The 22,794-nt window shown below is 60.5% G+C and carries 20 protein-coding genes, 1 pseudogene and 1 riboswitch; of the genes and pseudogenes, 11 read left to right on the top strand and 10 right to left on the bottom strand.

The genetic code is table 11. From position 1 onward, the window contains the following. The 4 genes from AC1Q8Q_RS00105 to AC1Q8Q_RS00090 are packed head-to-tail and all read right to left on the bottom strand — an operon-like array spanning window position 1 to window position 3,423. Entirely contained in the window at window positions 1-726 is a 726-nt protein-coding gene (locus AC1Q8Q_RS00105; protein WP_492614722.1) for an urea amidolyase associated protein UAAP1, read from the bottom strand. Between the two features lie 13 nt (window positions 727-739). Beyond that, complete coding sequence (locus AC1Q8Q_RS00100) at window positions 740-1,528, bottom strand: ABC transporter ATP-binding protein (protein WP_020798409.1); 789 nt, start codon at window positions 1,526-1,528, stop codon at window positions 740-742. Next, the gene (locus AC1Q8Q_RS00095) at window positions 1,525-2,340 is read right to left on the bottom strand and encodes an ABC transporter permease (RefSeq protein ID WP_020798410.1); all 816 of its coding nucleotides are present in this window, start codon (window positions 2,338-2,340) and stop codon (window positions 1,525-1,527) included. Before AC1Q8Q_RS00095 ends, AC1Q8Q_RS00100 begins: the two co-directional genes overlap by 4 nt. 15 nt (window positions 2,341-2,355) lie before the next feature. Next, entirely contained in the window at window positions 2,356-3,423 is a 1,068-nt protein-coding gene (locus AC1Q8Q_RS00090; protein ID WP_020798411.1) for a putative urea ABC transporter substrate-binding protein, read from the bottom strand. 60 nt (window positions 3,424-3,483) lie between these two features. Then, window positions 3,484-3,584: riboswitch (guanidine-I (ykkC/yxkD leader) on the bottom strand. 277 nt (window positions 3,585-3,861) lie between these two features. On the opposite strand from AC1Q8Q_RS00090, the gene AC1Q8Q_RS00085 reads away from it, so the two are divergent. Beyond that, on the top strand, window positions 3,862-4,089 hold the full coding sequence (locus tag AC1Q8Q_RS00085; RefSeq protein WP_492614721.1) for a hypothetical protein: 228 nt from the start codon (window positions 3,862-3,864) through the stop codon (window positions 4,087-4,089). A gap of 168 nt (window positions 4,090-4,257) precedes the next feature. Then, on the top strand, window positions 4,258-4,704 hold the full coding sequence (locus tag AC1Q8Q_RS00080; protein WP_168757374.1) for a hypothetical protein: 447 nt from the start codon (window positions 4,258-4,260) through the stop codon (window positions 4,702-4,704). A 366-nt stretch (window positions 4,705-5,070) separates the two neighbouring features. Here AC1Q8Q_RS00080 and AC1Q8Q_RS00075 read toward each other — a convergent pair whose 3' ends face one another. Further along, on the bottom strand, window positions 5,071-5,619 hold the full coding sequence (locus tag AC1Q8Q_RS00075; protein WP_168757375.1) for a P-loop NTPase family protein: 549 nt from the start codon (window positions 5,617-5,619) through the stop codon (window positions 5,071-5,073). 17 nt (window positions 5,620-5,636) lie between these two features. Here AC1Q8Q_RS00075 and AC1Q8Q_RS00070 point away from each other — a divergent pair. Next, a pseudogene (locus AC1Q8Q_RS00070) lies at window positions 5,637-5,878 on the top strand (group II intron reverse transcriptase/maturase); the annotation flags it as partial. A gap of 77 nt (window positions 5,879-5,955) precedes the next feature. Here AC1Q8Q_RS00070 and dspII read toward each other — a convergent pair. After that, window positions 5,956-7,068 (bottom strand): enoyl-CoA hydratase/isomerase DspII, encoded by a 1,113-nt coding sequence (gene dspII / locus AC1Q8Q_RS00065; protein ID WP_168757376.1) that lies wholly within the window; start codon window positions 7,066-7,068, stop codon window positions 5,956-5,958. Window positions 7,069-7,200: 132 nt separating this feature from the next. Between dspII and ung the strand changes: the two genes are divergently transcribed. Further along, on the top strand, window positions 7,201-7,899 hold the full coding sequence (gene ung / locus AC1Q8Q_RS00060; protein ID WP_168757377.1) for a uracil-DNA glycosylase: 699 nt from the start codon (window positions 7,201-7,203) through the stop codon (window positions 7,897-7,899). A 111-nt stretch (window positions 7,900-8,010) separates the two neighbouring features. Here ung and AC1Q8Q_RS00055 read toward each other — a convergent pair whose 3' ends face one another. From AC1Q8Q_RS00055 to AC1Q8Q_RS00040, 4 genes are read right to left on the bottom strand one after another with little or no spacing between them, the layout of a single operon-like run. Next, on the bottom strand, window positions 8,011-9,045 hold the full coding sequence (locus tag AC1Q8Q_RS00055; protein WP_168757378.1) for an AbrB family transcriptional regulator: 1,035 nt from the start codon (window positions 9,043-9,045) through the stop codon (window positions 8,011-8,013). Further along, window positions 9,038-10,552 carry a tripartite tricarboxylate transporter permease gene (locus AC1Q8Q_RS00050; protein ID WP_492614720.1) on the bottom strand — a complete coding sequence of 505 codons (1,515 nt, stop codon included), beginning with the start codon at window positions 10,550-10,552 and terminating at the stop codon, window positions 9,038-9,040. The genes AC1Q8Q_RS00055 and AC1Q8Q_RS00050 overlap by 8 nt, the downstream gene beginning before the upstream one ends. Window position 10,553: 1 nt before the next feature. After that, window positions 10,554-11,012, bottom strand: coding sequence for a tripartite tricarboxylate transporter TctB family protein (locus AC1Q8Q_RS00045; protein ID WP_168757380.1), 459 nt, complete (start codon window positions 11,010-11,012; stop codon window positions 10,554-10,556). Between the two features lie 56 nt (window positions 11,013-11,068). Further along, window positions 11,069-12,046, bottom strand: coding sequence for a Bug family tripartite tricarboxylate transporter substrate binding protein (locus tag AC1Q8Q_RS00040; RefSeq protein ID WP_110749044.1), 978 nt, complete (start codon window positions 12,044-12,046; stop codon window positions 11,069-11,071). A 390-nt stretch (window positions 12,047-12,436) separates the two neighbouring features. Here AC1Q8Q_RS00040 and AC1Q8Q_RS00035 point away from each other — a divergent pair, with 390 nt between their 5' ends. The 7 genes from AC1Q8Q_RS00035 to AC1Q8Q_RS00005 all read left to right on the top strand — a co-directional run bounded on the left by AC1Q8Q_RS00035 (window position 12,437) and on the right by AC1Q8Q_RS00005 (window position 22,709). Further along, a complete protein-coding gene (locus AC1Q8Q_RS00035; protein ID WP_008055965.1) occupies window positions 12,437-13,108 on the top strand; it encodes a response regulator in 672 nt (223 codons plus the stop codon). After that, entirely contained in the window at window positions 13,101-14,489 is a 1,389-nt protein-coding gene (locus AC1Q8Q_RS00030; RefSeq protein WP_020798421.1) for a sensor histidine kinase, read from the top strand. Before AC1Q8Q_RS00035 ends, AC1Q8Q_RS00030 begins: the two co-directional genes overlap by 8 nt. A gap of 225 nt (window positions 14,490-14,714) precedes the next feature. Further along, the gene (locus tag AC1Q8Q_RS00025) at window positions 14,715-17,093 is read left to right on the top strand and encodes a type VI secretion system Vgr family protein (RefSeq protein WP_492614719.1); all 2,379 of its coding nucleotides are present in this window, start codon (window positions 14,715-14,717) and stop codon (window positions 17,091-17,093) included. 28 nt (window positions 17,094-17,121) lie between these two features. Next, complete coding sequence (locus tag AC1Q8Q_RS00020) at window positions 17,122-19,713, top strand: pesticin C-terminus-like muramidase (protein WP_080725413.1); 2,592 nt, start codon at window positions 17,122-17,124, stop codon at window positions 19,711-19,713. Further along, entirely contained in the window at window positions 19,710-20,228 is a 519-nt protein-coding gene (locus tag AC1Q8Q_RS00015; protein ID WP_168757381.1) for a hypothetical protein, read from the top strand. Before AC1Q8Q_RS00020 ends, AC1Q8Q_RS00015 begins: the two co-directional genes overlap by 4 nt. Window positions 20,229-20,588: 360 nt before the next feature. Then, window positions 20,589-21,713 (top strand): hypothetical protein, encoded by a 1,125-nt coding sequence (locus tag AC1Q8Q_RS00010; protein ID WP_050511536.1) that lies wholly within the window; start codon window positions 20,589-20,591, stop codon window positions 21,711-21,713. After that, window positions 21,714-22,709: a hypothetical protein gene (locus AC1Q8Q_RS00005; RefSeq protein WP_492614718.1), complete on the top strand. Its 996-nt coding sequence runs from the start codon at window positions 21,714-21,716 to the stop codon at window positions 22,707-22,709. The last annotated feature ends 85 nt before the right edge of the window (window positions 22,710-22,794 follow it).

The raw sequence follows: 22,794 nt of genomic DNA, 5'->3' as shown, positions 1-22,794 counted from the left end.
TCAGGCGAACAGACGGTCGGTGTTGATGAAGCCGCGCTCGTTTTCCGGGCGCGAGGTGCGGCAGTGTTCGGCGACGCTGGGGTCGGCGTTCATCCAGCTGAGCTTCAGTGGTTTGGGGGCATATTCCGGCGCCGGGTCCATCGGGTGTTGCAGGGCGGTGAGCACCACCAGGGTGTCCATCGGTGCGTACAACTCGATGTAGTCGCCAGCTTTGGAATTGCCTTCAACGAAGTGAAAACGCCCGGTGTCGTCGACGTTCACCCGGCTGAACAGGTTGAGGGTCATCAGCAGGTCGGACAGGCCCAGCCCCCACTTGCCCAGCTCCACCAACAGGTTGTCGGTGCCGTTGCGGAAGAAGCCATTGCGCAGTTCCTGATAGCGGCCCTGGCCGTATTTTTCGGCCACTTCTTCAGCGCAGAGCACGCCGCCGAGGCTGTCGCTCCAACCGCAGGTGTCGGCGGTGATGGCGGCCAGTACGCGGCCCATGTCCGAGTACAGGCAATGACCGGCGGTGAGCTTGGCGGTGTGTTGGCATTTGAGGCTGTCGGGCAGGTTCAGGCGTTCGGTTTTTTCGTTGGCGTTGAGCAGCGTCAGGCTGACGTTGGCACCGCCGCGCAGGTCGGTCAGGCGCAGCAGTTGGCCGCGTTTGAGCACGAAGGAGCGATGGCCGCCACCGGGTAGCATTTCTTCGGCGAAGGGCGGGAACAGTCGGGTCGAATCAGTCATTGTGCAAGTCCTCTCAAGCGGTTCTAAGCGCGCCTGCCAGTTGTACTGGCAAGGCATCGACGGCGGCACGGCAGGCGCGGCGGTCGCTGTTCAAAGGGATGTCGTAAGTGATGCGTGCGCCATAGGCGCCGGGGGCGTGCGGGTCGACGCGGACCTTGTCGAACACCAGCAAGCGGGTGCCGAGGCTGAAACCTTCGGACAGGTCATGGGTGACCATGAAGACCGTCAATTGGGTCTCGCGCCACAGCTCCAGCAGCAAGGCGTGCATGTCCTTGCGGATGCCCGGATCCAGCGCGCCGAAAGGTTCGTCCAGCAGCAGCACCCGCGGTTTCATGATCAGCGCCTGGGCGATGGCGAGGCGTTGCTGCATGCCGCCGGACAGTTGCGCCGGGTATTTGTCCAGCGAATGTCCCAGGCCGACTTTGTGCAGCAGCACCGAAGCCTGTTCGCGGGCAGCTTTTTTGGCACTGCCGAACAACCTGCCCAACAGCGCTGAACGCGGCAGTTCCAGGCCAAGGGCGACGTTGTCCAGCACGCTCAAGTGCGGGAACACCGAGTAGCGCTGGAACACTACGCCACGGCTGGCGTCCGGTTCGCCCGCCAGTGGTTGACCGTCGAGGAGAATCTCCCCGCGACTGGCTTTTTCCTGACCGAGCAACAACCGCAGGAAGGTCGATTTACCGCAACCGGAAGCGCCCACCAGGGTGCAGAACTCACCCTCGTTGACGCTCAGGTTCAGGCCTTCGAGCACCACCTGGTCGGCGTACTGCTGCCAGACATTTTTCACTGTGATGAAACTCATGCCCGCGCTCCTTCATACCAGGGAAATGCACGCAAGGTCAGGCGTTTGAGCCCCCAATCCATCAGCCAGGCGAGCAGGGTGATCCACACCACGTACGGCAAAATCACGTCCATCGCCAGGTAGCGGCGCACCAGGAATATCCGGTAGCCGAGACCGTCAGTGGAGGCGATGGCTTCGGCGGCAATCAGGAACAGCCACGCCGAACCCAGCATCAGGCGCAGCGAGATCAGCAGGCGCGGCAGCAACTGCGGCAAGACCACCCGCAACATCAGGGTCCAGGTCGATGCCCCGAGGGTCTGGGCCTTGATCAGCAGCTCAACGGGGATTTCCCGGGCGCGCTGTTCGAGGTCGCGGGCCAGGGCCGGGGTGATGCCGATCACGATCAGCATCACTTTCGACAATTCCCCCAGGCCGAAGACAATAAACAGGATCGGCAGGATCGCCAGCGGCGGCACCATCGAAAGCACGGTCAGCAACGGCGACAACGGCGCGCCAAACAATGGCAGGGTGCCCGCAGCGATGCCCAGGCACAGCCCGGCCAGCGCACTGATGCCCAGGCCGATGGCCAGGCGTCGCAGGCTCGCGGCGCTGTCCTGCCACAGCAGGTATTCGCCGGTGCGGCTGTCGGCAACGAAGGCCAGGCGCTTGACCGCGTCGCTCATTTGCACGGCGCTGGGCAGCAGTTTGTCGTTGGGGTTGTCCGCCAGGCGCTCGGCCGAGCCCATGAAGTAGGCGAACAGCACGAGGGCGAACGGCAGGATCACCAGCAGCAGGCGACTCGGGCGATCCGGGTGGCGATTGATCAGGCGCATGGCCAAGTCCTCTGGTTACAACTTGGCGTCGGCAGCCATCTGCACGTAGCTGGGGTCGAAACGCAGCTTGAGGTTGCCCTTGTCGCCGCTGGTCACCCCGTTGGCGAAGGCCATGCCGACTGCGCTGGTGTCTTTGGCACCTTCACCCAGCAAGCCGTGCTGGAAGGAGAATTCCGCGACCTTGCGCATGGTTTCCGGCAGTTGCTTGCTGGTGCTGAACGCCAGGGCTTCTTGAGGAGTGGCGAACAATTTGGTGGTGTCCAGTTGCGCCTGGAAACCGGCCAGGTCGGTGCCCGAGGCCTTGGCCATGTGCTCCAGTGCAGCCTTGCCCGCGGCGTTCTTCGCGTTCATCAACTCGACCACTTCGAACCAGGCGCCAGTCAGCGCCTTGCCCAGGGCGGGGTTGTCCTTGAGGGTCTGGGAGTTGACCACCATCATGTCCATGATCTCGCCGGGGATCTGGCTGGAATTGAACACCTCGGTCACCCCAGGCTTGGCCTTGATGTCCGAAAGCATCGGGTTCCAGGTGGTGACGGCGTTGACCTGATCGGTGTTGAAGGCGGCGGCGATATCGGCATCCGAGGTGTTGACCACTTTCAGGTCTTTCTCGGTGAGGTCCACCGAATCCAGGGCCCTGGCCAGCAGGTAGTGCGACACCGAGAGCTCGACCAGGTTGACGTCCGCCCCCTTGAGGTCGGCGACCTTCTTGCCTTCGCCCTTGAGCACGATGCCGTCGTTGCCGTTGGAGAAGTCGCTGACGATCAGCGCGGTGCTGTCGACGCCGCCAGCGGCCGGGATGGTCAGCGCATCCATGTTGGTCATGGTGCAGCCATCGAACTGGCCGGCGGTGTACTGGTTGATCGATTCGACGTAGTCGTTAAGCTGCACCACATCGATCTGGATGCCGTATTTCTTCGCCCACTTGTCGACGATGCCTTGGCTACCGGCGTATTCCCAAGGCATCCAGCCGGCGTAGATCGTCCAGCAGACGCTGAAGTGGTCTTTTGGGGCGGCGTGGGACGAGACGCTCACGAGGGCTGCGAAGGCAGCGGCGAAGAGGGCGGGTAAACGATGCTGGGACATGGTGGTTCTCCAGTTGATCAAGGGCGGACAGGAAGGCAGCAGCACCGCGAACGGTGGCTTGTCTCCCGGGCTTTTGTCCCGCCGTGTAACCTCAACTGGAGGTCGCCAACTCTCGGACCAGTCACTCGCGCTTGCGAGCCGGAACCCTAGTCAGCCATTGCAAATTGTGGTGCCGCGAACCTGTGATGACTCCTGCACGTCTTTGCTAAAGCGAGAGACGTGCCAAGTCGAGCGGAGTGCTCTGGCACGCGGGATTGGTCGATTGGTGATGTAGGAAGACAGTGTGCGCTTGCCTTGCAATGGTGCGCGACTGCACCGCAATGGGACGTGCCGGCCGCTGATCCGAAGGTTGCCGGGGCGCTGCACTTGGTCGGGGATAATGAGTCAAAACAGGTGTCAGCCGGCCTGTACCGGCTGTGGGTCTTTCAGGAGGCCGCCATGTTTCGTCGATTGTTGCTCGGCTGCGTACTCGGCTTGGGCCTTGCCGGTTGTTATTACTATTCCGGTGGTTACGACGTCGCGTATCCCGCACCTTATTACTATCCCGGTTATTCACCTTATTACTACCACGGCGGCTCGCGCTTTTATGGCGGCTATCGCTATTACTACTGGGGTGGTCACGCGCCACGTTATTACGGCGGTGGATATCGTCACGGCCACCACTAATCAGCGTGTGAATGGATGAAAAACCTTTCATCGGCGAGATGTATCAAGGTGTTGCGGGAGCGCACGGGATCTTCAATTCGATGTCTGATCTATCGACAGTCGCAGAAACTTTGACTGTCGCCTGCCAGCGTCGCTGGTGTGGCTCACTCGCGGTCCAGGAGGCCGCCAATGTATCGACGAATTCTTCTGATTGCCGTGTTGGGTTTGTCACTGGGTGGATGCGTAGCTTATTCCGATGGAGGCGGTTACTACGGTTCAGAGGTCTACTCATCGCCGGCGCCCTATTACGCTGGCGGCAACTCCTACTACTCCAATGGCGGCGGTTACTACACGCCACCGCGCCGGTACTACGCGCCGCCTGCCCGGTATTACCAACCAACGCCGCGCTATTACCACCAGCCGCGGGTTTATCAACCGGCGCCGCGCTATTACCAGCCGGCGCCTCGCTACTATCAGTCCCGGCCAGACTACAGGGCGCATCAGAACCAGGGTTGGGACGGTCGCAACCGGGGTGGCTGGGACAATGATCATCGTCGCGGACGAAACGACAATCATGATCGTCGAGGTGACCGCAATGGGCGCGGCGATCACGACGGCCGGGGTAATCACCGTTAATCACGCATGACCAAGCGGCGCATCAAGCGCCGCTTTTTATGGGTGCGCGAGACATGGCGCGTTGCGCGAAACGCAACCAACTTGGCTGTGGTGACCACTCTGGTGACTTGAAGGTGAAAGTCCTCTACACACCCAGCAAGGGGAAGTGTTAGCCAGAGCCAAGCGGGGCGCGGGTGACTGCGAATCTGAAAGAAAGTCCGAGGCAAAATGCTGGCCTGCAAACCGGTGCGGATAGAGGCGGCGCAGCGGGGTAAGGTGGCCATGATTACTAAAGCCCAGTACTTACCGCGGAACGCTGCGATGTAGAGCCGAACAGGTATAAGCAGGAAGAGGTGTCCACGCCCAGCGCGATGTAACTTGAACCGCTCAGCTCAGCTCCTCCACTGCTTCAGCAACCAAGGACACTTGCAGCGCCACCTCAAGATCTCCCTCCAGCCTTAACACCTTGCCTCTGCGCTGGCCCAGCCAGGCTTCATGTGACGCACGGGACCGTCCTGGCCGGCCACCCTGCTCGTATTGAGCTGCCCAATCAATAAAAGCCAGATCAATATCCGTATATAAACGCCGCTCACGCTCGATCAACCGCTGCAAACGTATCGATGTATCCAGCACCCTGAACACAATAAGGTCGAAAGCGTTTTCCAACGCGTCTCCCCAATTGACAATCGAACCGGCGACAACAACATTCTGCTCACGATTCAGGGCATCGAGGATATTCCACAAACGCGTCGCTTCATCTACCTTTCGTGTAAAGGGAGGCGCCTTGTCCAACCATTGAAAGTCATCTGTTTCAAGATGACGCCACAATAGTTGTTCAGCCAACGCGGCTGCCAACGTCGACGTGCCGGAACCCGGCCCTCCCATGATCAATACTCGAAGGGGCCTTATTGTAAATGCCGAAGCTGTAGTGTTCATTTTTCAATTATCACACATGGGTGCGTCACAAACTTCGCTGTGTCATCTGGCGTCAATGGAAGCAGCCCTCAACGAGGGCGCGTAACCTGAGCTGGGGCTCGACGAAGAACACGTCTGTACATCCGCGTTCAATGGTCGAGGTCAATGGCGAAACTCCGGAGCGCCGCATATGAATCAGGCTCTGCAGAAGAAGCTGTGGGGTCGACTGGGACTGCTCTCGATACTGGACACGATAATCCGGCTAAGCCGTGTAGCCTGAGCCGCCGTATACGGAACCGTACGTTCGGTTGGTGGGAGAGGACGGCGGATGTAAATCCGCCACCAACAATCCGGCTTTCAGTAATCCGACAAATCCGCCAACGGATGACGGCCTTCCCAAACCTTGTGGAAATGCGCCTCTACCACCGCCTCCGGCACGTTGTTGACGTCCGGCCAATGCCAGCGAGGTTTCTGATCCTTGTCGATCAATCGCGCACGCACGCCCTCGCTGAATTCCGGATGGCGACAGCAGTTGAGGCTCAGGGTGTATTCCATCTCAAAGACCTGCGCCAGAGACATATGCCGGGCACGTTTGATCTGCTCCCACACCAGATGCGCGGTCAGCGGCGAGCCTTCGATCAGGTTGCGCGCGGCGCGGTTGAGCAGCATGTCGGTGTGATCGAGCAGCGTGACAATGGCTTTCCAGGCACAACGCACATCACTGACGTCCAGCAATTCATCGATCTGTTGGCGGCGCGGCAACCACTGGGCCTCGGGCATTTGCGCAACGGCTTTCTGCTGCAAAGCCTTGAGCAGGCTGTTGAGCTGCATCGGCGTCTGTTCCTGCCAATTCAATTGCAGCAGGCCTTCGATCAGTTCCTGCTGCTGCTCGTCGAGCAGGAAACGGTCGGCCAGGTCCAGATCGATCGCGTCGCGACCGTTCATGTGGGCGCCGGTCAGGCCGAGGAACAAGCCGAGCTTGCCCGGCAGGCGAGACAGGAACCAACTGGCGCCCACGTCCGGATACAGGCCGATACTGATCTCCGGCATCGCCAGTCGACTGCTCGGCGTGACAATACGAATGCTTGCCCCCTGCAACAGGCCCATGCCACCCCCGAGCACATAGCCGTGACCCCAGCAGATCAACGGTTTGGGATAAGTGTGCAGGCTGAAGTCCAGGCGATATTCGGAGTTGAAGAAGTGCGCGGCCAGCGTCGGCACTTCACCCGGATGGGCCCGGCAGGCCTCGACCAGGCTGCGCACTTCACCGCCGGCGCAGAAGGCCTTGATGCCGTTGCCGCGCAGCAGGACGCAAACGATTTGCGGTTCCTTCGCCCAGGCGTCCAACTTGTCGCGCATGGCATTGATCATCGGCAGGGACAGGGCATTCAACGATTTTTCGGCATCCAGCGTGGCAATGCCAATGCGGGCGCCGTCAGTGCCGGTGAGTTCTTCGAAGTGCAGATTCATCGTGACCTCGCTCGGGAATTTGAGGGTTAAGTATGATCGCTGTGTGGGAAAGTGCCGGATTGGTGTCAGATCAATTGACAAGCGTGATGGGCTTTCCTAGGGTGCGCCCCATTGCTTTTGCCGGATATAACCATGACTGCTGACGACCGTATCAAACTCGAACCGAGCTGGAAGGAGGCACTGCGTGCCGAATTCGACCAACCCTACATGGCAGAGTTGCGAAAATTCCTCCAGGACGAGCGCGCGGCGGGCAAGGAAATCTATCCGCCGGGCCCGATGATCTTCAACGCGCTCAATTCCACGCCGCTGGACAAGGTCAAGGTGGTCATTCTTGGCCAGGACCCCTATCACGGCCCCGGCCAGGCCCATGGCCTGTGCTTTTCGGTGCAGCCGGGCGTCCCGGCGCCGCCGTCGCTGGTCAATATCTATAAAGAGTTGAAGCGCGACCTGAACATCGACATCCCCAATCACGGCTATCTGCAAAGCTGGGCCGAGCAGGGCGTGTTGATGCTCAATACCACCATGACCGTGGAGCGTGCCAACGCCAATGCGCACAAGGACAAGGGCTGGCAGTTTTTCACCGACCGGATCATTGAAGTGGTCAGCCAGCAGCAGCCGCATCTGGTGTTCATGCTGTGGGGCGCCCATGCCCAGAGCAAACAGAAGTTGATCGATGCCACCAAGCACCTGGTGCTGACCTCGGTGCACCCGTCACCGCTGTCGGCCTATCGTGGCTTCCTCGGGTGCGGGCACTTCAGCCGGACCAACAAGTTTTTGGAGCAGAATGGCGAGACGCCGATCGAGTGGCGGTTGCCGCCGGTCGTCCAATGATCGTTCCCACGCTCTGCGTGGGAATGCAGCCCGGGACGCTCTGCGTCCCATTCAGAGCCGAACGCGGAGCGTCCGTTGAGGCATTCCCACGCAGAGCGTGGGAACGATCAATTACTCAGGGTTGCGGTTCCAATACCTGAACAACGGCTCCGCCAGAAACAACACAAACAGCAACCGCATCACCTGCATCGCCGTCACCAGCGGCACCGACAGTTGCAAGGTTTCGGCCGTCAGGCTCATCTCGGCAATGCCGCCGGGCATCATGCCCAGGGTCAGCGAGCGCAAATCCAGGTGGGTCAGCGCACTCAGTCCCAGTGCAGCCGCTGTGGCGATCAGCATGGTCAGCAGCGTGCCGATCAACGTCCTACCCATGAACGACGGCGCACGACGGAAAAACTGCCGATTGAAATGACAGCCCAGGCCGCTGCCAATCAGCCATTGGCCGATCTGGCTGCCGCCGTTAGGCAAGCCGATATGCAGGTCCCAGCCAACGCTGACCGCTGCGCTGACCAGCAAGGGCCCGAACAGCCAGGGGTTGGGTTGCCGCAGGCGTTCCCAGATCCAGGCCGCCAGCGCTCCCGCCGGAAACAATAGCGCCAGCCAGCGCCAATCGATGCTGCCGGCGTGGGACATCGGTGCGCCGTCCCCCAGCAGGTATTTGAACGCTGCCGGAACGCAAAGCACCACCACAAGCACCCGCAAACTCTGGCCCGCCGCCACCCGGCTGAGCACCGCGCCATTGCGTGCGCCGAGGTTGACCATCTCCCCGGAACCGCCGGGCATGCTGGAAAAAAATGCAGTGGCGCGATCTTCACCGGTGCGACGCATCAGCCAGACACCGACCACCGCCGAGAGGCTGGTGACCAGCGCACCGAAGAAGATCAGCCCGAAATGACTCAGCACCTGCTCCATCACCACCGGGGTGAAGTGCAGGCCGATACCGATGCCGACGATCCACTGGCCGCACTTGCGGCCGCCAGGGATCTCCGCCAGTTGCCAGGGTGTCAGGCAGCGCACCAGGATGATTGCCAGCAACGAGCCGACCATCCACGGTAGCGGCCAGCCGACCTGGCTGGCGAGGAAACCGCCCAGCAGGCCGACCAGCGGTGTACCCCACCAGGCTTTGAACGGTGTTCGATCAGACATCGGCGATGGCGCGTTGCGCAGCCGAACGCTTACGCCAGATCCGCAGGATCGGCACCAGCAGCATGACCACGATCAACCCCCAGACACCGACGGTGATCCCGCTCGACCAGAGGATATCCAGCGAACCGTTGGAGATCGAAAGGGCCCGACGCAGGTTCTGTTCCATCAAGCCACCAAGGATGAAGCCCAGCAGCACCGGCGACAACGGGAAGTCCAGCTTGCGCAGGATGTAGCCGAAGATGCCGATACCGATCATCAGGAACAGATCGAACGTGGTGGCATGCACGGCGTAGACGCCGATGGCGGTGATGATCGCGATCATCGGTACCAGTGCCCAGTTCGGCACGGCGAGGATCTTGGTGAAGATGCGGATCATCGGGATGTTGAGGATCACCAGCATGATGTTGGCGATGAACAACGACGCGATCAGGCCCCAGACGATGTCCGGTTGCTGTTGGAACAGCAGCGGGCCCGGGGTGATGTTGTACAGCGACAGCGCGCCGATCATCACCGCCGTGGTGCCAGAACCTGGAACGCCAAGGGTCAGCATCGGCACCAGTGCGCCGCAGGCTTCGGCACCGATGGCGGTTTCCGGGGCCGCCAGGCCGCGTTTGTCGCCCTGGCCGAATTTACCGTTCGGGCCGGCAATGCGTTTTTCGGTCATGTAGGCCACGGCACTGGCCAGCGTCGCACCGGCTCCCGGCAGCACGCCCATGATGAAGCCGAGCACGCCGCAACGCATGTTCACCCAGAACACCGAAGCGGCTTCCTTGAAGTTGAACAGCATGCGCCCGGTGGCCTGGAAGGCTTCCTGGCCGCGGTGAGTTTTTTCCAGCAGCAACAGGATTTCGCTGATGGAGAACAGGCCCAGCACCAGCACCACGAATTGAATGCCGTCGGTGAGGTGGATGTTGTCGCCGGTGAAACGGTACACGCCACTGTTGGCATCGATGCCGACGGTCGACAGGAACAGCCCGATCAGCGCAGCGATAAAAGTCTTCAGCGGACGATCGCCGGCCATGCCGCCGAGACAGACGATCGCAAACACCATCAGCACGAAGTACTCCGCCGGGCCGAAGGCAATCGCCCATTTCGCCAGCATCGGTGCGAACACCACCATCCCGCAGGTGGCAATGAAGGCGCCGATGAACGAACTCCACGCCGACAGCGACAGGGCAACACCGGCCAGGCCCTGACGGGCCATCGGGTAGCCGTCGAGGGTGGTCATCACGGTGGACGCTTCGCCCGGAATGTTCAGCAGGATCGAACTGATCCGGCCGCCGTATTCGCAACCCAGGTACACCGCGGCCAGCAGGATCAGCGCCGATTCCGGCGGCAAGCCCAGCGCGAAGGCGATCGGGATCAGCAACGCCACGCCGTTGATCGGACCCAGCCCCGGCAGCAGGCCGACGACGGTGCCGATCAATGTACCGCTGAGTGCGGTCACCAGATTGTAAGGGGGCAGTGCGACGCCGAAGCCGTGACTCAAGTAACCAAGCGTATCCATATCAGTTCTCCAGAACGTCGAGCATGCCCAGAGGCAGTGGCACGTCCATGACTTTGTCGAACAGCAGGTACAGGCCGACGCTCATCAGGCTGATGATCACCGCCCCCGGCAACCAGCGCCCGCCGTACAGGCGCGCCATGGGAATGCCGACCAGCATGCTGCTGAGAATAAAGCCCAGGGGTTCGAACAGCCCGGCAAAGACCAGCAGCAACAGCACGCAAACACCGATCTTGGTCAGGGTTTCGCGGTCCATCGGTGGGTCTTCATCGGTGTGCTTGATGGCCGAGGGGCGATACACCATGTACACCAGCGCCAGGCCCATCAGCCCCAGCATCAGCAGGGGGAAGGCGCGCGGGCCGATCGGTTCGTAGGAAAAAGGTGCCTGGTAGGGCCAGGCCATCGCCACGAGGCTCAGGCAAGCCAGCAACAGCACCGAAGCAAAAATGCGTTGTAAGAGCATGGGGAACTCCTGGGTCACGGCGGCGCTTGCCCGCCGTGACCGCTAGACAGAGACAATCACTGGATCAGGCCGAACTCTTTGGCCAGCACTTTGTAGTCCGCTACCTGCTTCTTCACGTAGGTGTCCAATTCCGGACCGGTCATGGCGAACGGGAACAGTTCACGCTGATCGCGCAGCTTGGCGAACTCGGGTGAGGCCAGCAGTTTGTCGAAGGAGTCCTTCCACCAGGCGTAGTCTTCATCGCTGACTTTTGGCCCCAGGTAGAAACCGCGAACCACTGGCCAGACGATGTCGTAGCCTTGTTCCTTGGCGGTCGGGATGTCTTTCATTTCCGGCTCGTCCAGGCGTTTCTCGGAGAACACCGCGAGCAGACGCATGTCGCCGCTCTGGATGTGCGGCATGGAGTCGGAGATGTCGGTGCTGCCGACCTGGATGTGGCCGCCGAGCAAGGCAGTGGCGATTTCACCGCCGCCTTCGAGCGCCACGTAACGCAGGTCGCGCGGGTTGATCCCGGCGGCCTTGGCGATCAGGGCGGTCTGCATCCAGTCCTGGCTGCCGACGGTGCCGCCGGAACCGATCACCACTTTGCTCGGATCTTTCTTCAGCGCCTGGACCAGATCGTCCAGGGTCTTGTAGGGCGAATCGCTCTTCACGGCGATGGCGCCGTAGCTGGTGCCAACGGCGGCCAGCCAGCGCACGTTGGTTTCATCGAAGCGACCAAACTTGCCCTGGGCCAGGTTGAGCAGCGAACCACTGGACCAGGCCACCAACGTGCCGGCATCCGCCGGGCGCTGGGCGACTACCGCGTTATAAGCCACCGCGCCGACACCGCCGGGCATGTAGGTCACGCGCATCGGCTTGGTCAGCAACTTTTCGTTGACCAGCGCGCTTTGCGCCAGTTTGCAGGTCAGGTCGAAACCGCCGCCGGGCGAGGCCGGTGCGATGCATTCCGGGCGTTTGGGCTCGGCCATCAGTGGGCCGGCGAACAGCATGACGCTGGCGGCGAGGGCGAAACGGCGCAGTGATCGATTCATTGTTGTCTCCACAGGAGTTGTTGTTTTTTGGGATGTTTCAGATGCAGCGGTTTCGCTTCGCGCAGCCGTTGACGGCGCCGGCAAGCGTATACGAGGGGGTGCGAGAAAAGGGGCGGGACGGACAAATGTGGAGCCGGGTGGACAGCATGGCGACGTACCTCGTTATTGTTCTTATTGGCGAAAACGCATCGAGGCGTTTTTCGGGAGCTACATTTCAAAGCACGATCGATGGCTGCGAGATAAACCATCCGTAGATCGACTCTAACGGTCCAACCTTTCGCTAACCTTTCATCGGGCTTTCACGGTTTTTCAGGCTTCACAGCGGCGGATGCCGCTGTAAACTCCGCGCCAAAGAATGGCGTCGACCATCCCTGAACGAGGTAATGATCCATGCGTGTCCTGCTCGTCGAAGACCATCTGCAGCTCGCTGAAAGTGTCGCTCAGGCGCTCAAGAGCACCGGCTTGACCGTGGATGTGCTGCACGACGGCGTGGCGGCCGACCTGGCGCTGGGTAGCGAGGAATACGCCATGGCGATTCTCGACGTCGGCCTGCCGCGCATGGACGGTTTCGAAGTGCTGGCGCGCTTGCGTGCCCGGGGCAAGAATCTACCGGTGTTGATGCTGACCGCCCGCAGCGACGTCAAGGACCGGGTCCATGGCCTGAACCTGGGGGCGGACGACTACCTGGCCAAGCCTTTCGAACTCACCGAGCTTGAAGCCCGGGTCAAGGCTTTGTTGCGCCGCAGTGTGTTGGGTGGCGAGCGCCTGCAGCGCTGCGGTGTGCTGGCCTACGACCTGGAGACCCGGCGCTTCACCCTTGGTGAGGAACTGCTGACCCTGACCTCCCGCGAGCAAGCGGTACTCGAAGCCCTGATCGCCCGTCCTGGCCGGGTGATGAGCAAGGAGCAACTGGCTTCACAGGTCTTCGGCCTGGACGAAGAGGCCAGTCCGGACGCCATCGAAATCTACGTTCACCGCTTGCGCAAGAAACTCGACGGCCACCCGGTGGCGATCGTAACGTTCCGCGGTCTCGGTTATTTGCTGGAAAGCCGTGATGCATAAGGCCAGCAGCCTGCGTTGGCGGTTGCTGTGGAACCTGGCTTTGCTGCTGGTGGTATTGATGCTGGCCAGCGGCTTGAGCGCTTACTGGAACGGTCGCGAAGCGGCCGACACGGCCTATGACCGCACGTTGCTGGCCTCGGCGCGGACCATCGCCGCCGGCCTGTCCGAACGTGATGGCAGCCTCAGTCTGGACGTGCCTTACGTGGCCCTCGATACGTTCGCCTACGACAGCGCGGGGCGGATTTTCTACCTGGTCAACGATATCAACCAGAAGCTGATCTCCGGTTATGAAAACCTGCCGCCACCCCCTCCCGGTACACCGCGCACCGACAACTACCCGGCGCTCGCGCGTTTTTACAACGCGACTTATCGGGGACAGAACGTGCGCGTGGTCAGTTTGCTCAAGCCGGTCAGCGAGCCGAACATGAACGGCATGGCGGAAATCCGCGTGGCGGAGACCGATGAGGCACGCGTCAGCATGGCCCGCAGCCTGGCCGGCGATACCTTGCTGCGCCTGGGCATGCTGGCGGTCGGGGCACTGATGATCGTGTGGTTTGCGGTCAGTGCGGCGCTGCGCCCGCTGGAGCGTTTGCGCACCGCAGTGGAGGAACGTCAGCCGGATGACCTGCGGCCGCTACCCCTGGTGGAAGTGCAACGCGAGTTGTGGCCACTGGTGCGTGCGCTCAACCATTTCACCGAACGCCTGCGCGGGCAGTTCGAGAAGCAGGCGCAATTCATCGCCGATGCCGCACACGAACTGCGCACGCCGTTGGCAGCGCTCAAGGCCCGGCTGGAATTGGGCTTGCGCTCGAACGAGCCGCAAACCTGGCGCAGCACGCTGGAAACCGCTGCCCAAGGCACTGATCGCCTGACCCACCTGGCCAATCAATTGCTCTCGCTGGCCCGGGTGGAAAACGGCGCCAGGGCGATTGCTGAGGGCGGCGCGCAGTTGCTCGACCTCAGTCAATTGGCCCGTGAGCTGGGCATGGCCATGGCGCCGCTGGCCCATAAACGCGGCGTGGCCCTGGCGCTGGAAGCTGACGAGCCGGTCTGGTTGCGCGGTGAGCCGACCTTGTTGAATGAGCTGTTGAGCAATCTGGTGGACAACGCCCTGGCCCACACGCCACCGGGCGGCAACGTCATTTTGCGGGTCCTGGCGCCGGCGGTGCTGGAGGTCGAGGACGACGGGCCGGGCATTCCCCTTGATGAGCGCGATCGGGTGTTCGAGCGCTTTTACCGGCGCAATCAGCAAGTGGCCGGTTCAGGCTTGGGGTTGGCGATTGTTGGTGAAATTTGCCGGGCGCACCTGGCGCAAATCAGCCTGCATGATGGGGAGAAGGCGGGGTTGAAGGTGCGGGTGAGTTTTATGGCTGGGGAATGATGGTGTCTGGTCTGGCCTCATCGTCGGAACGCCGCCCAGAGCAGGTTCCTACAGGGTTATCCGACACGGTTAACCCGGGATACCAATACAGAAAAGCCCTACACCATCCTCAGAAACGTCCTATTTCCAGCTTCCTTCCATTTCGCCAAAGCTTTCACCCCTCAGGACCCGGGTGAACGCTAAACCCTTCCTGTGTGTTTCCCCCACAGACCAGGAAGGCCTGACATGAGCACACAACCGCGCATCTTCTTCAACCACACCCGTCACAAATTCGCGATCCGCTGGTTCGACGCCGCGTTCGATGTCCTCGCCTTCGAAGGCGAAGAACACCTCAGCCAACCCTTCACCTACCGCATCGAATTCACCTGCAGCGAGCAAGACCTCAGCGCCGAGAAGATGCTCAACAAGGACGCCAGTTTCAGCCTCTATCCGCCGCCGGCAAAGCCTCCTTACCCTGGCCTGCCAGTGCCCGAGGTCAAGCCGTTGCGCAGCCTGTATGGGATGGTCAATAGCTTCCAGCGCCTGTCCGCCTCCCGCGACGAAGCGCGCTATGAAATCACCCTGCAACCGCGCCTTGCCCTGCTCGATCGTGGCCGTCAGTACCGCCTGTACCAGCAGCAGTCGGCGCCGGAGATCGTCGAGCACATCCTGCGCAGCCGCCACGATTTCCTCGGCCAGCACTTCTTGTTCCAATTGGTGCGCGAATACCCCCGGCGCGAGCAGGTCATGCAGTACGGCGAAAGCGACCTGGCGTTCATCGAGCGGCTGCTGGCCGAGGTCGGCATCTGGTACCGTTTCACGCATGACGACCGCCTGCGGATCGACGTCGTCGAGTTCCACGACGACCAGCGCCACTACCAGTTTGGCGTGAAATTGCCACTGCGCTCACCGGCCGGTTTCGCCAGCGGTGAGGACGGCGTGTGGGGTTTGCAGACCCGCCACCAGGTGGTGGAAAAATCCATCAACTTTCGCGCCTATCACGCCCTTGACGCCCGCGCCTTTCTCGATGGCGAGGTCGACCAGACCCGCGGCACCACGACCACCACCTACGGCGAGGCCTACCACTACGCCGAACCCTATCGCGTGCTCGGTGACAAACTGGACCAGGACGAAGACCTGCTAAGCGAAAGCGGCTTTTTCTACGCGCGCCTGCGCCACGAGCGCTACCTCAACAGCCAGACCCATCTCAGCGGCGCCAGCAGCAGCGCCACCCTGGCGCCAGGCCAGGTGCTGAAAATCGCCGGCGCGCCCCAGGCCTTTGCCCCTGGCGCGGTGATCACCAGCCTGCGCACCCGCGCCGCCCGCGACCGCAACATCGAAGTGCATTTCGAAGCCATTCCCTACGCCGAGATGGTCTGCTTCCGCCCAAAGGTCCCGCCCAAACCGATCATCGCCGGCACCCTGCCGGCACGGCTGAGCAGCCCCGAGCGCAACGACCGCTACGCCGAAATCGATCTCGAAGGCCGCTACCGCGTGCGCTTCCTGTTCGACCGCGACATCTGGAAACCCGGCCAGGAAAGCACCTGGCTGCGCCTGGCCCGGCCTTACGGCGGCGACACCCACGGCCTGCACCTGCCAATGCTCGCCGGCACCGAAGTGGCGGTGGCTTTCGAACAGGGCGACCCGGACCGCCCCTACATCGCCCACGCCCTGCACGACAGCGAACACCCGGACCACGTGACCCTGCGCAGGCGCGACCACACCCGCAATGTGCTGCGTACACCGGCGAATAACAAGCTGCGCATGGAAGACCTGCGGGGGCAGGAGCACGTCAAGCTCAGCACCGAATATGGCGGTAAGAGCCAGCTGAACCTGGGGCATCTGGTGGATGCTCAGAAGCAGAAACGCGGGGAAGGGTTTGAGCTAAGAACGGATGATTGGGGGGCCATTCGGGGTGGCAAGGGCGTATTCATCAGCGCCGATGAACAGCCCAAGGCCCAAGGTCAGATGCTGGACATGCAGGCCGCGCTGGGCCGCTTGCAACAGGCCGGCGATCAGCTGCAAGGGCTGTCGAGCGACGCGCAGGTGGCCAACGTCGATCCAGCTGATGTAGCGGCACAACTGCAACTGCTGCGCGAACAACTCAATGAGCTCAAGGCCTCGGTCCTGCTGCTCAGCGCGCCCCAAGGCATCGCGCTCACCAGCGGCCAACACCTGCAACTGGCGGCGCAAGAGAACCTGATGCTCAACGCCGGTGACGACGCCAACCTCAGCGTGGTCAAGCGCCTGTTCATGGGTGTGGGCCAGGGATTGAGCGTATTTGTGCGCAAGCTGGGGATCAAGCTGTTTGCCAACCAAGGGCCGGTCTCCGTGCAGGCGCAGAACGGCACCCTGGAACTGCTGGCTCGCCTCGAGCTATCGATTACCAGCACCGAAGATGAGATCCGCATCACCGCGAAAAAGAAAATCGCCCTGAATGGCGGGGGCAGCTACCTCAACCTGGATGCGGGCGGCATCGAGTCGGGTACGGCGGGCGACCACAAGGTCAAGGCAGCGCATCACGAGTTCAAGGGACCTGACGGGCAGGCCCGGCAAATGCCGCCGCTACCGCAATTGTCCGAACACCCTTTCCAGTCCCTGGAACGTACGGATTTCTCTGGCTGACTCTTTCGCAAACCTGGAGCGACACACCATGGCAAAGCTGCTCGACTGGATTTTTGGACGCCACTACGACTCAAGCACCCCCAGCACCATGCCCCCGGTCTGGCCAACGCGCGACACCCAGCCCATCACCCCAACGGCGGCCTCGAAAACCGACGACTTGCAGCCGCTGAAAAACTGGTGCCACCCGTTCAAGGACACGCGGGACCCGTTGCAGCAACTGACCCTTCTGGCAAACGCCACCTCGGGATACTACCCCTTGGGTGTCAATGGCCTGTGGCACGGTGGCGTGCATTTCGACAGTGGCACCGCAGCGGGCCTGAAGCAGCAATCCAGCGTGCACTGCCTGGCCGACGGCGAAGTGGTGGCTTACCGCATCGATCGGGAATCACCGAAGACGACCTACTACGACCACAAGATCACCGCCAACAAACCCTTCTCGCGCAACTTCGTACTGGTCCGCCATCGCCTGCAGCCGCCGACGATCCACAACAGCACGGACAAGCCACCGAGCCTGATCTTCTACAGCCTGTACATGCACCTGCAGGATTGGGAGAAGTATGACGAGGATTCGAATCTGGCGCGCCCGGGATTCTGGCCCGAAGTGCACCGGGTCAAGGCGACGGCGAACGATCCGCATCCCGACGATCCCGAACAACGCGGCCTGCACGTTTACTACCGCCCCCGGTCCGGCAAGGTCGCCGACTTCCTGCCCCACGGCGCCGAGGTGGACATCAGCGGCCAGGGCGATTACCGCCGCCTGAAAAACCGCCTGGGCCCGGCCAGCCTGAGCAACGACGACGGTTCGCTGCGCGGTTACCTCGCCTCCCGATATCTGCAGTCGCAGGTGGGTGGCGAACATCGCATCGAAACCAATGGAGACGAACTCAAAGTGCGCCCCGAAGGGAGTCTGCACTACGAGCACATCAGCAAGTTGCCCAAAGGCACCATTGTCACCGTCAGCGGTGAAGGCGAATTTCGCAAACTGGAACGGGTCCCGCAGTACGTACAGTTCGCGGGGCTGCAAAGCGTACTGGAACCGCTGGCGACGGACCGGATCGTGGTCCTCGATACCCCCGTCGCAATCCAGGCCGGCGCGCTTATCGGCCACCTCGGCGATTATCACAGCGAAGGGGCGGAACGACCGGAAAAAAAGCTGCACCTGGAAACGTTCAGCGAACAAGACATGGACGTCTTCATCGTGGCCAGTCGGGCTTGGGCCCAACGCCTGCCGGCGCGCGAGCGAACCTGGCTGAAACTGGCCAAGGGCACCGCCGTAATGACGCATCGCGACGGCGCGAGCGCCACGCGCTGGCCGGTGCCGAGCGGGACCGACCCGGTGAGCGACGCGGGCCTGTTGATCCCGAAAAGCCTGCTTGAGGCCCTGTCAGCCGACGACAAGATTTCCGTGCCTGCTACCCTCGACCGAAAGGCGATCAACTGGTACCGCCTCGAAGGCCTGCTGCACGACGCTGACGGCAAGTTGCTCAACGGCTGGGTGCGCGAAGACGTGGGCGACACGCCGTGGATCAGTCCCTGGGACTGGGATGGCTACGAGGTCTTGCACGACTACGGCCGGCCCATCCACGCCATGGCTTTATTCCTCAGCAACATGCGTCGTTTTAGCGAAGCGCAACTGGAACGCTACCGCCACTTGGCCGACGACGAGGACCAGGGACCGATCAGGAGCCGCTTGTTCGACATCATCGACCCTAACCGCCTCGGCCAGATGAAGTCCGAAGAACTGCAAAAGGCGCTCAGGCTGCCGGCGCAGGCACAAGCGATCGCGCAAATGATCATCCGCAAGGAAAGCGAATGGTTCCACCGTGCACATGTCTGGGATGCGCTGGATGAAATGCTCGGGCATAGCGGCTCGACCCCGCACTTGAACTGGTTGGCGGAGAAGCAGCGGATCAAGGAACTCAGTTGGTGGGAAGAGGTGGCGGAGAAAGTGGGGTTGCCGTCGTGGGGGAAGGCTTATCACGTTCATCCGATTGGGTTGGTGGGGAGTTTTTATGTAGTCCGGCCGAAGAGCGATTTGATAGTACGCCAAGGTCAAGTAACTTTCGACGCCGAAGGAAACGACATACAGAACAGCCCCTATTTCAGCAGGCGGTTGCACTGGCCGGGAGGCGCTTCGGGCGTGACATTGGGGCGCGGTTACGACATGCGGCATAGAACACAAAATGCAGTGCTTTCAGATTTAATTGCTGCAGGAGTTCAAGCTGTTCTTGCAGAAAACTTCTCTCGAGGAGCTGGCCTATCTGGTCAAAATGCTCGTGATTTCGTAAATGCAAATAGAGAACAGTTCGGTGCGATAACACAGGAAGCGCAGCGAATTCTATTCGAAGATGTAGTGTATCCACGATATGAAATTGCAGCTCAACGCCAATATAACTCAGCTGTATTGTCGTCTGCAGCGACATGGGAGCAATTGGATCGCCGAGTCAGAGATGTGGCGGTGGACTTTACTTATCAGCAGGGCAGCATTTGGAATAGGCAAATGCCCCACATCTCTAAAAATAATCGCGAAGATCTAGCTACTTACATTCAGGAAGCTCAAGAGCTCATACAGTATGAGCAAGGCCGACACAGGGCACGTTATCTGAGGGCTAAAGAATGAGATTTTATTTTTCTACTATCACATCGATGTTTTTGGTGCTTTTTGGTTTCTGTTCTTGGGCGGAGGAATTGCACAGCAACGAAGACCCGAATGGTGTTGGTGTTGAGAGTTTGTTTGACTCCTCTGGTGAATGGTCTGGTCGCTATTTGAAGAAAAGTGAGCTGTGCACATCACCCGGTAATGGAAGTGGTTGTTCTGAACGATTTAATGACTGTCTCGAAATAAAGCCAGAAGGATCAGGTTATTTAGTCAGGCTTCACAGTACGCAAGCGAATCAACATGTGTGTTTTTTCTCCTTACAGATGGATGCAGTCGATGGGATGCTCGTTCATCAGACTAAGTTTGGAAGTGTTTTTCTAAAGCGTACTGAAAATTTTTTGGAGATTTCGTCGAAAGGAATGGATTCTACGGCGCTAGGTCTAGGGTTGTGTGGGGCTCATGCGGATATTGATGGTTTAAAGTTTGATATTTCAAAAAGAACAAATTCAGTTTTGAAATGTATGTCGCCTAACTGAATATTTTGGGGTGGATGTACTCATTTAATGCTGGAAATACAGGGCGAAGATGATTGGGTGAGAGTTCGTTATTCTGTGGGTCATATTCTTGAAGTGTGGGCGTCGCAAGACTCGATTAAATTCAATAGGGATGACTATTGTGAGGAATAAAAGGCAGCGATTGAACCTGGTTTCTATTGTTTTCTGCTCGTCAGATAGCGCATTAGATTTTTTTACCTCTTTATTAGAGGGAGAGAATTGATCATGCCTGTCCGATTGGATCAAATCCCTTCTCCGGCCCCACGCCCCGCACCACCTCGTATTTGGTTCTGGGTATGTTTACTACCTCTGCTTTTACTGTTGGGCATGGGGGAAACTTTATTGTTCGCCAGTGAACCGCTGAATGCGCAATCCATTGATAGCTGGCAGCGTGCTTTGGGTGTACCGCTCTTCGTTTGGTGTGTGCTGCTGTTCGGGCGGCTGCTGTTGTACTTCGGTCAACAAGGCGCGTCCGATGGCTGGGACGAAGCCCGCGATGAGGATTTTTGCCGAAAAATGCGTCGAGGTCGGCGTTCTCAGCAGGTGTTAAGCGCGAACCTGTTCACTGCCCTGCGAAATCCGGGTGAAGAGGGGGCCACACAACTCGATGCCTTGCTGAGCGGGACGGAGGTACTGACGGCGCAACCGACCCGGCTGGATGAAATCGTTGTGCGTCATAGCCGCTTATCTGGTGAAAAGCATGAAGACCTGGAAAAAGTGCTGCTCAATATCTTCAGTCAGGTTCTGGTCGAGCTGGCGCAAACGCTGGCACAGCTGCCGGATGAAAAGCCGTTGGCACTGTTGCTGGAGGTCGAGAGCGGTCTGCCGCAAAGTCAGTGGCGTCCAGCATGGCACACGGCGTGGAACGCGTCCGGCATCCGACAGTCAGTGGTGCCCGTCGAAGGGCAAGGGTTGTCTGCAGTGGATCAGTGGCTCGACCAGCGCATTGATGATCAGGCGCTACTGCTAGTGGTGGCATTGCAGTTTGCACCGCTACAACCAGAAGGCAAGGCAGAAGCGGCCGTTGGGCTACTACTGGGCAACCGTTTGACACAAACCACTTTACCGCCAATGGCCTACCTTCACCGCCCTGAACAGGGGCGGGCACACACTCCTGATGCACTGCTGTATGCCACTCGCCAAGCGCTGGATTGGGTGCCAATGGATGCCAAGTCGATCGAGCACGCGTGGCGGGCGGGAGTTGATGGGCAACGCAATGCGACAATAAGCACCGTTCTGACTGAAGTGCCGATGCCGGTAAAGTACCCCCAGGGATTGATCGACCTGGACGCATCGTTGGGACACCCAGGCACCGCCTCACCATGGCTGGCAATCGCAGTCGCGACGCAGACCATTCAGCGCGGCGCTGGGCCGCAGTTCATTTTCAGTGGTGACAGCGTCGCCGACGCGGGGCTCTGGAGCACTGTGCTGACGCCCGTCCTACCGCTTTCGACGAAGGAATCTTGAATGCAGATTCAACGCTCTCTGGGGCCGAGTGTACTGGTCGGCCTGTTAGTCCTGACCGGAGTGATCCTTGAGTTCATGGTCTGGTATTTTCCTCAGTGGCTAGGAATGGGTTCTGGCAGTGACCGACAAAACACTTGGTTGTTGGCGATACCAGCGCTCACTTTTATCGCGCTGATAGGCCTGGGAGCCTACCGCCTTTTGTGGTGCCGTCTGGGATACTCGGTGCATCGCGCAGAGGCTGCGGATGATGTGCTCAAGCGAACGCGTTCGGAGAGTCCGAAAGCCCCGAGCACCCATCAAGTTAGCGTGGCTCAGGTGTATCTTAATAAATACTACGGCCCCTTCTGGCGCTTCAAAGTCCGCCTGCTCCTGGTCGTCGGCGAACCCGAGCAGATCGAAGCCATCGCCCCCGGACTGACCACCCGACAGTTCCTGCATGGTCAGGACACCGTGCTGCTCTATGGTGGCCGCGTGCAGGCGCCATTACTGTTCAACCAATGGCAGGGTTTGAGTCGCTGGCGTGCTCTCGATGGCGTGGTCTGGGCCTTGAACAAGCAACAATCCACCGACGCCGCAACGCTGGGCGACAGCGTGCGGCGCCTGCGCGATCTGGCGCGGACGCTGCATTGGCAGTTGCCGCTGCACGTGTGGCAGGTCTGCGACACTCAATGGGACCAGTCCATGCGGCAGACGCAGGCGGTGGGTTGCGCGTTGCCCGCCGACTTCACCGCGGTGGAGTTGGAGAGCCGCCTGAATCAATTGCTCGAGCCCTTGCGTCAGGAGGGTCTGGAGCAGATGCGCGGACAGATACCGCATGACTTTTTGCTGCGCCTGTCCCGTGATTTGCAAGTCGAGGGCATTCCCCGCTGGCGGCAGGCGCTGGCACCGTTGCTCGGTGAGTTTGCCGGGGGCGTGCCGTTGCACGGGTGTGGTTCAGTCTGCCATTACCGGCGGTGGCGGCGGATCCCCATGACCGCGATCATTTCTGGTCGGTAGCGCCGGTGTGGCACGGCGTGCTCGGCGATCAAAAATCGCGCCCGCGTCGCCTCGGCTGGCCCGCGACCCGCATCGCGCAAACCCT

The sequence above is a fragment of the Pseudomonas sp. GW823-FHT06B06 genome, from assembly GCF_058795195.1.
The sequence above is the reverse complement of the archived record's forward strand: the minus strand, read 5'-3'. Positions and strand labels throughout refer to the sequence as shown.

Excerpts from the sequence above, each read along its gene's own strand:
- AC1Q8Q_RS00035 (WP_008055965.1), top strand. The coding sequence starts at position 12,437 with ATGCGTGTCCTGCTCGTCGAAGACCATCTGCAGCTCGCTGAAAGTGTC.
- AC1Q8Q_RS00040 (WP_110749044.1), bottom strand. The coding sequence starts at position 12,046 with ATGAATCGATCACTGCGCCGTTTCGCCCTCGCCGCCAGCGTCATGCTG.
- AC1Q8Q_RS00100 (WP_020798409.1), bottom strand. The coding sequence starts at position 1,528 with ATGAGTTTCATCACAGTGAAAAATGTCTGGCAGCAGTACGCCGACCAG.
- AC1Q8Q_RS00085 (WP_492614721.1), top strand. The coding sequence starts at position 3,862 with ATGTTTCGTCGATTGTTGCTCGGCTGCGTACTCGGCTTGGGCCTTGCC.
- AC1Q8Q_RS00080 (WP_168757374.1), top strand. The coding sequence starts at position 4,258 with ATGTATCGACGAATTCTTCTGATTGCCGTGTTGGGTTTGTCACTGGGT.
- AC1Q8Q_RS00090 (WP_020798411.1), bottom strand. The coding sequence starts at position 3,423 with ATGTCCCAGCATCGTTTACCCGCCCTCTTCGCCGCTGCCTTCGCAGCC.
- AC1Q8Q_RS00095 (WP_020798410.1), bottom strand. The coding sequence starts at position 2,340 with ATGCGCCTGATCAATCGCCACCCGGATCGCCCGAGTCGCCTGCTGCTG.
- AC1Q8Q_RS00020 (WP_080725413.1), top strand. The coding sequence starts at position 17,122 with ATGGCAAAGCTGCTCGACTGGATTTTTGGACGCCACTACGACTCAAGC.
- AC1Q8Q_RS00105 (WP_492614722.1), bottom strand. The coding sequence starts at position 726 with ATGACTGATTCGACCCGACTGTTCCCGCCCTTCGCCGAAGAAATGCTA.
- dspII (WP_168757376.1), bottom strand. The coding sequence starts at position 7,068 with ATGAATCTGCACTTCGAAGAACTCACCGGCACTGACGGCGCCCGCATT.
- AC1Q8Q_RS00045 (WP_168757380.1), bottom strand. The coding sequence starts at position 11,012 with ATGCTCTTACAACGCATTTTTGCTTCGGTGCTGTTGCTGGCTTGCCTG.
- AC1Q8Q_RS00055 (WP_168757378.1), bottom strand. The coding sequence starts at position 9,045 with ATGTCTGATCGAACACCGTTCAAAGCCTGGTGGGGTACACCGCTGGTC.
- AC1Q8Q_RS00050 (WP_492614720.1), bottom strand. The coding sequence starts at position 10,552 with ATGGATACGCTTGGTTACTTGAGTCACGGCTTCGGCGTCGCACTGCCC.
- AC1Q8Q_RS00075 (WP_168757375.1), bottom strand. The coding sequence starts at position 5,619 with ATGAACACTACAGCTTCGGCATTTACAATAAGGCCCCTTCGAGTATTG.
- AC1Q8Q_RS00005 (WP_492614718.1), top strand. The coding sequence starts at position 21,714 with ATGCAGATTCAACGCTCTCTGGGGCCGAGTGTACTGGTCGGCCTGTTA.
- ung (WP_168757377.1), top strand. The coding sequence starts at position 7,201 with ATGACTGCTGACGACCGTATCAAACTCGAACCGAGCTGGAAGGAGGCA.
- AC1Q8Q_RS00015 (WP_168757381.1), top strand. The coding sequence starts at position 19,710 with ATGAGATTTTATTTTTCTACTATCACATCGATGTTTTTGGTGCTTTTT.
- AC1Q8Q_RS00025 (WP_492614719.1), top strand. The coding sequence starts at position 14,715 with ATGAGCACACAACCGCGCATCTTCTTCAACCACACCCGTCACAAATTC.
- AC1Q8Q_RS00030 (WP_020798421.1), top strand. The coding sequence starts at position 13,101 with ATGCATAAGGCCAGCAGCCTGCGTTGGCGGTTGCTGTGGAACCTGGCT.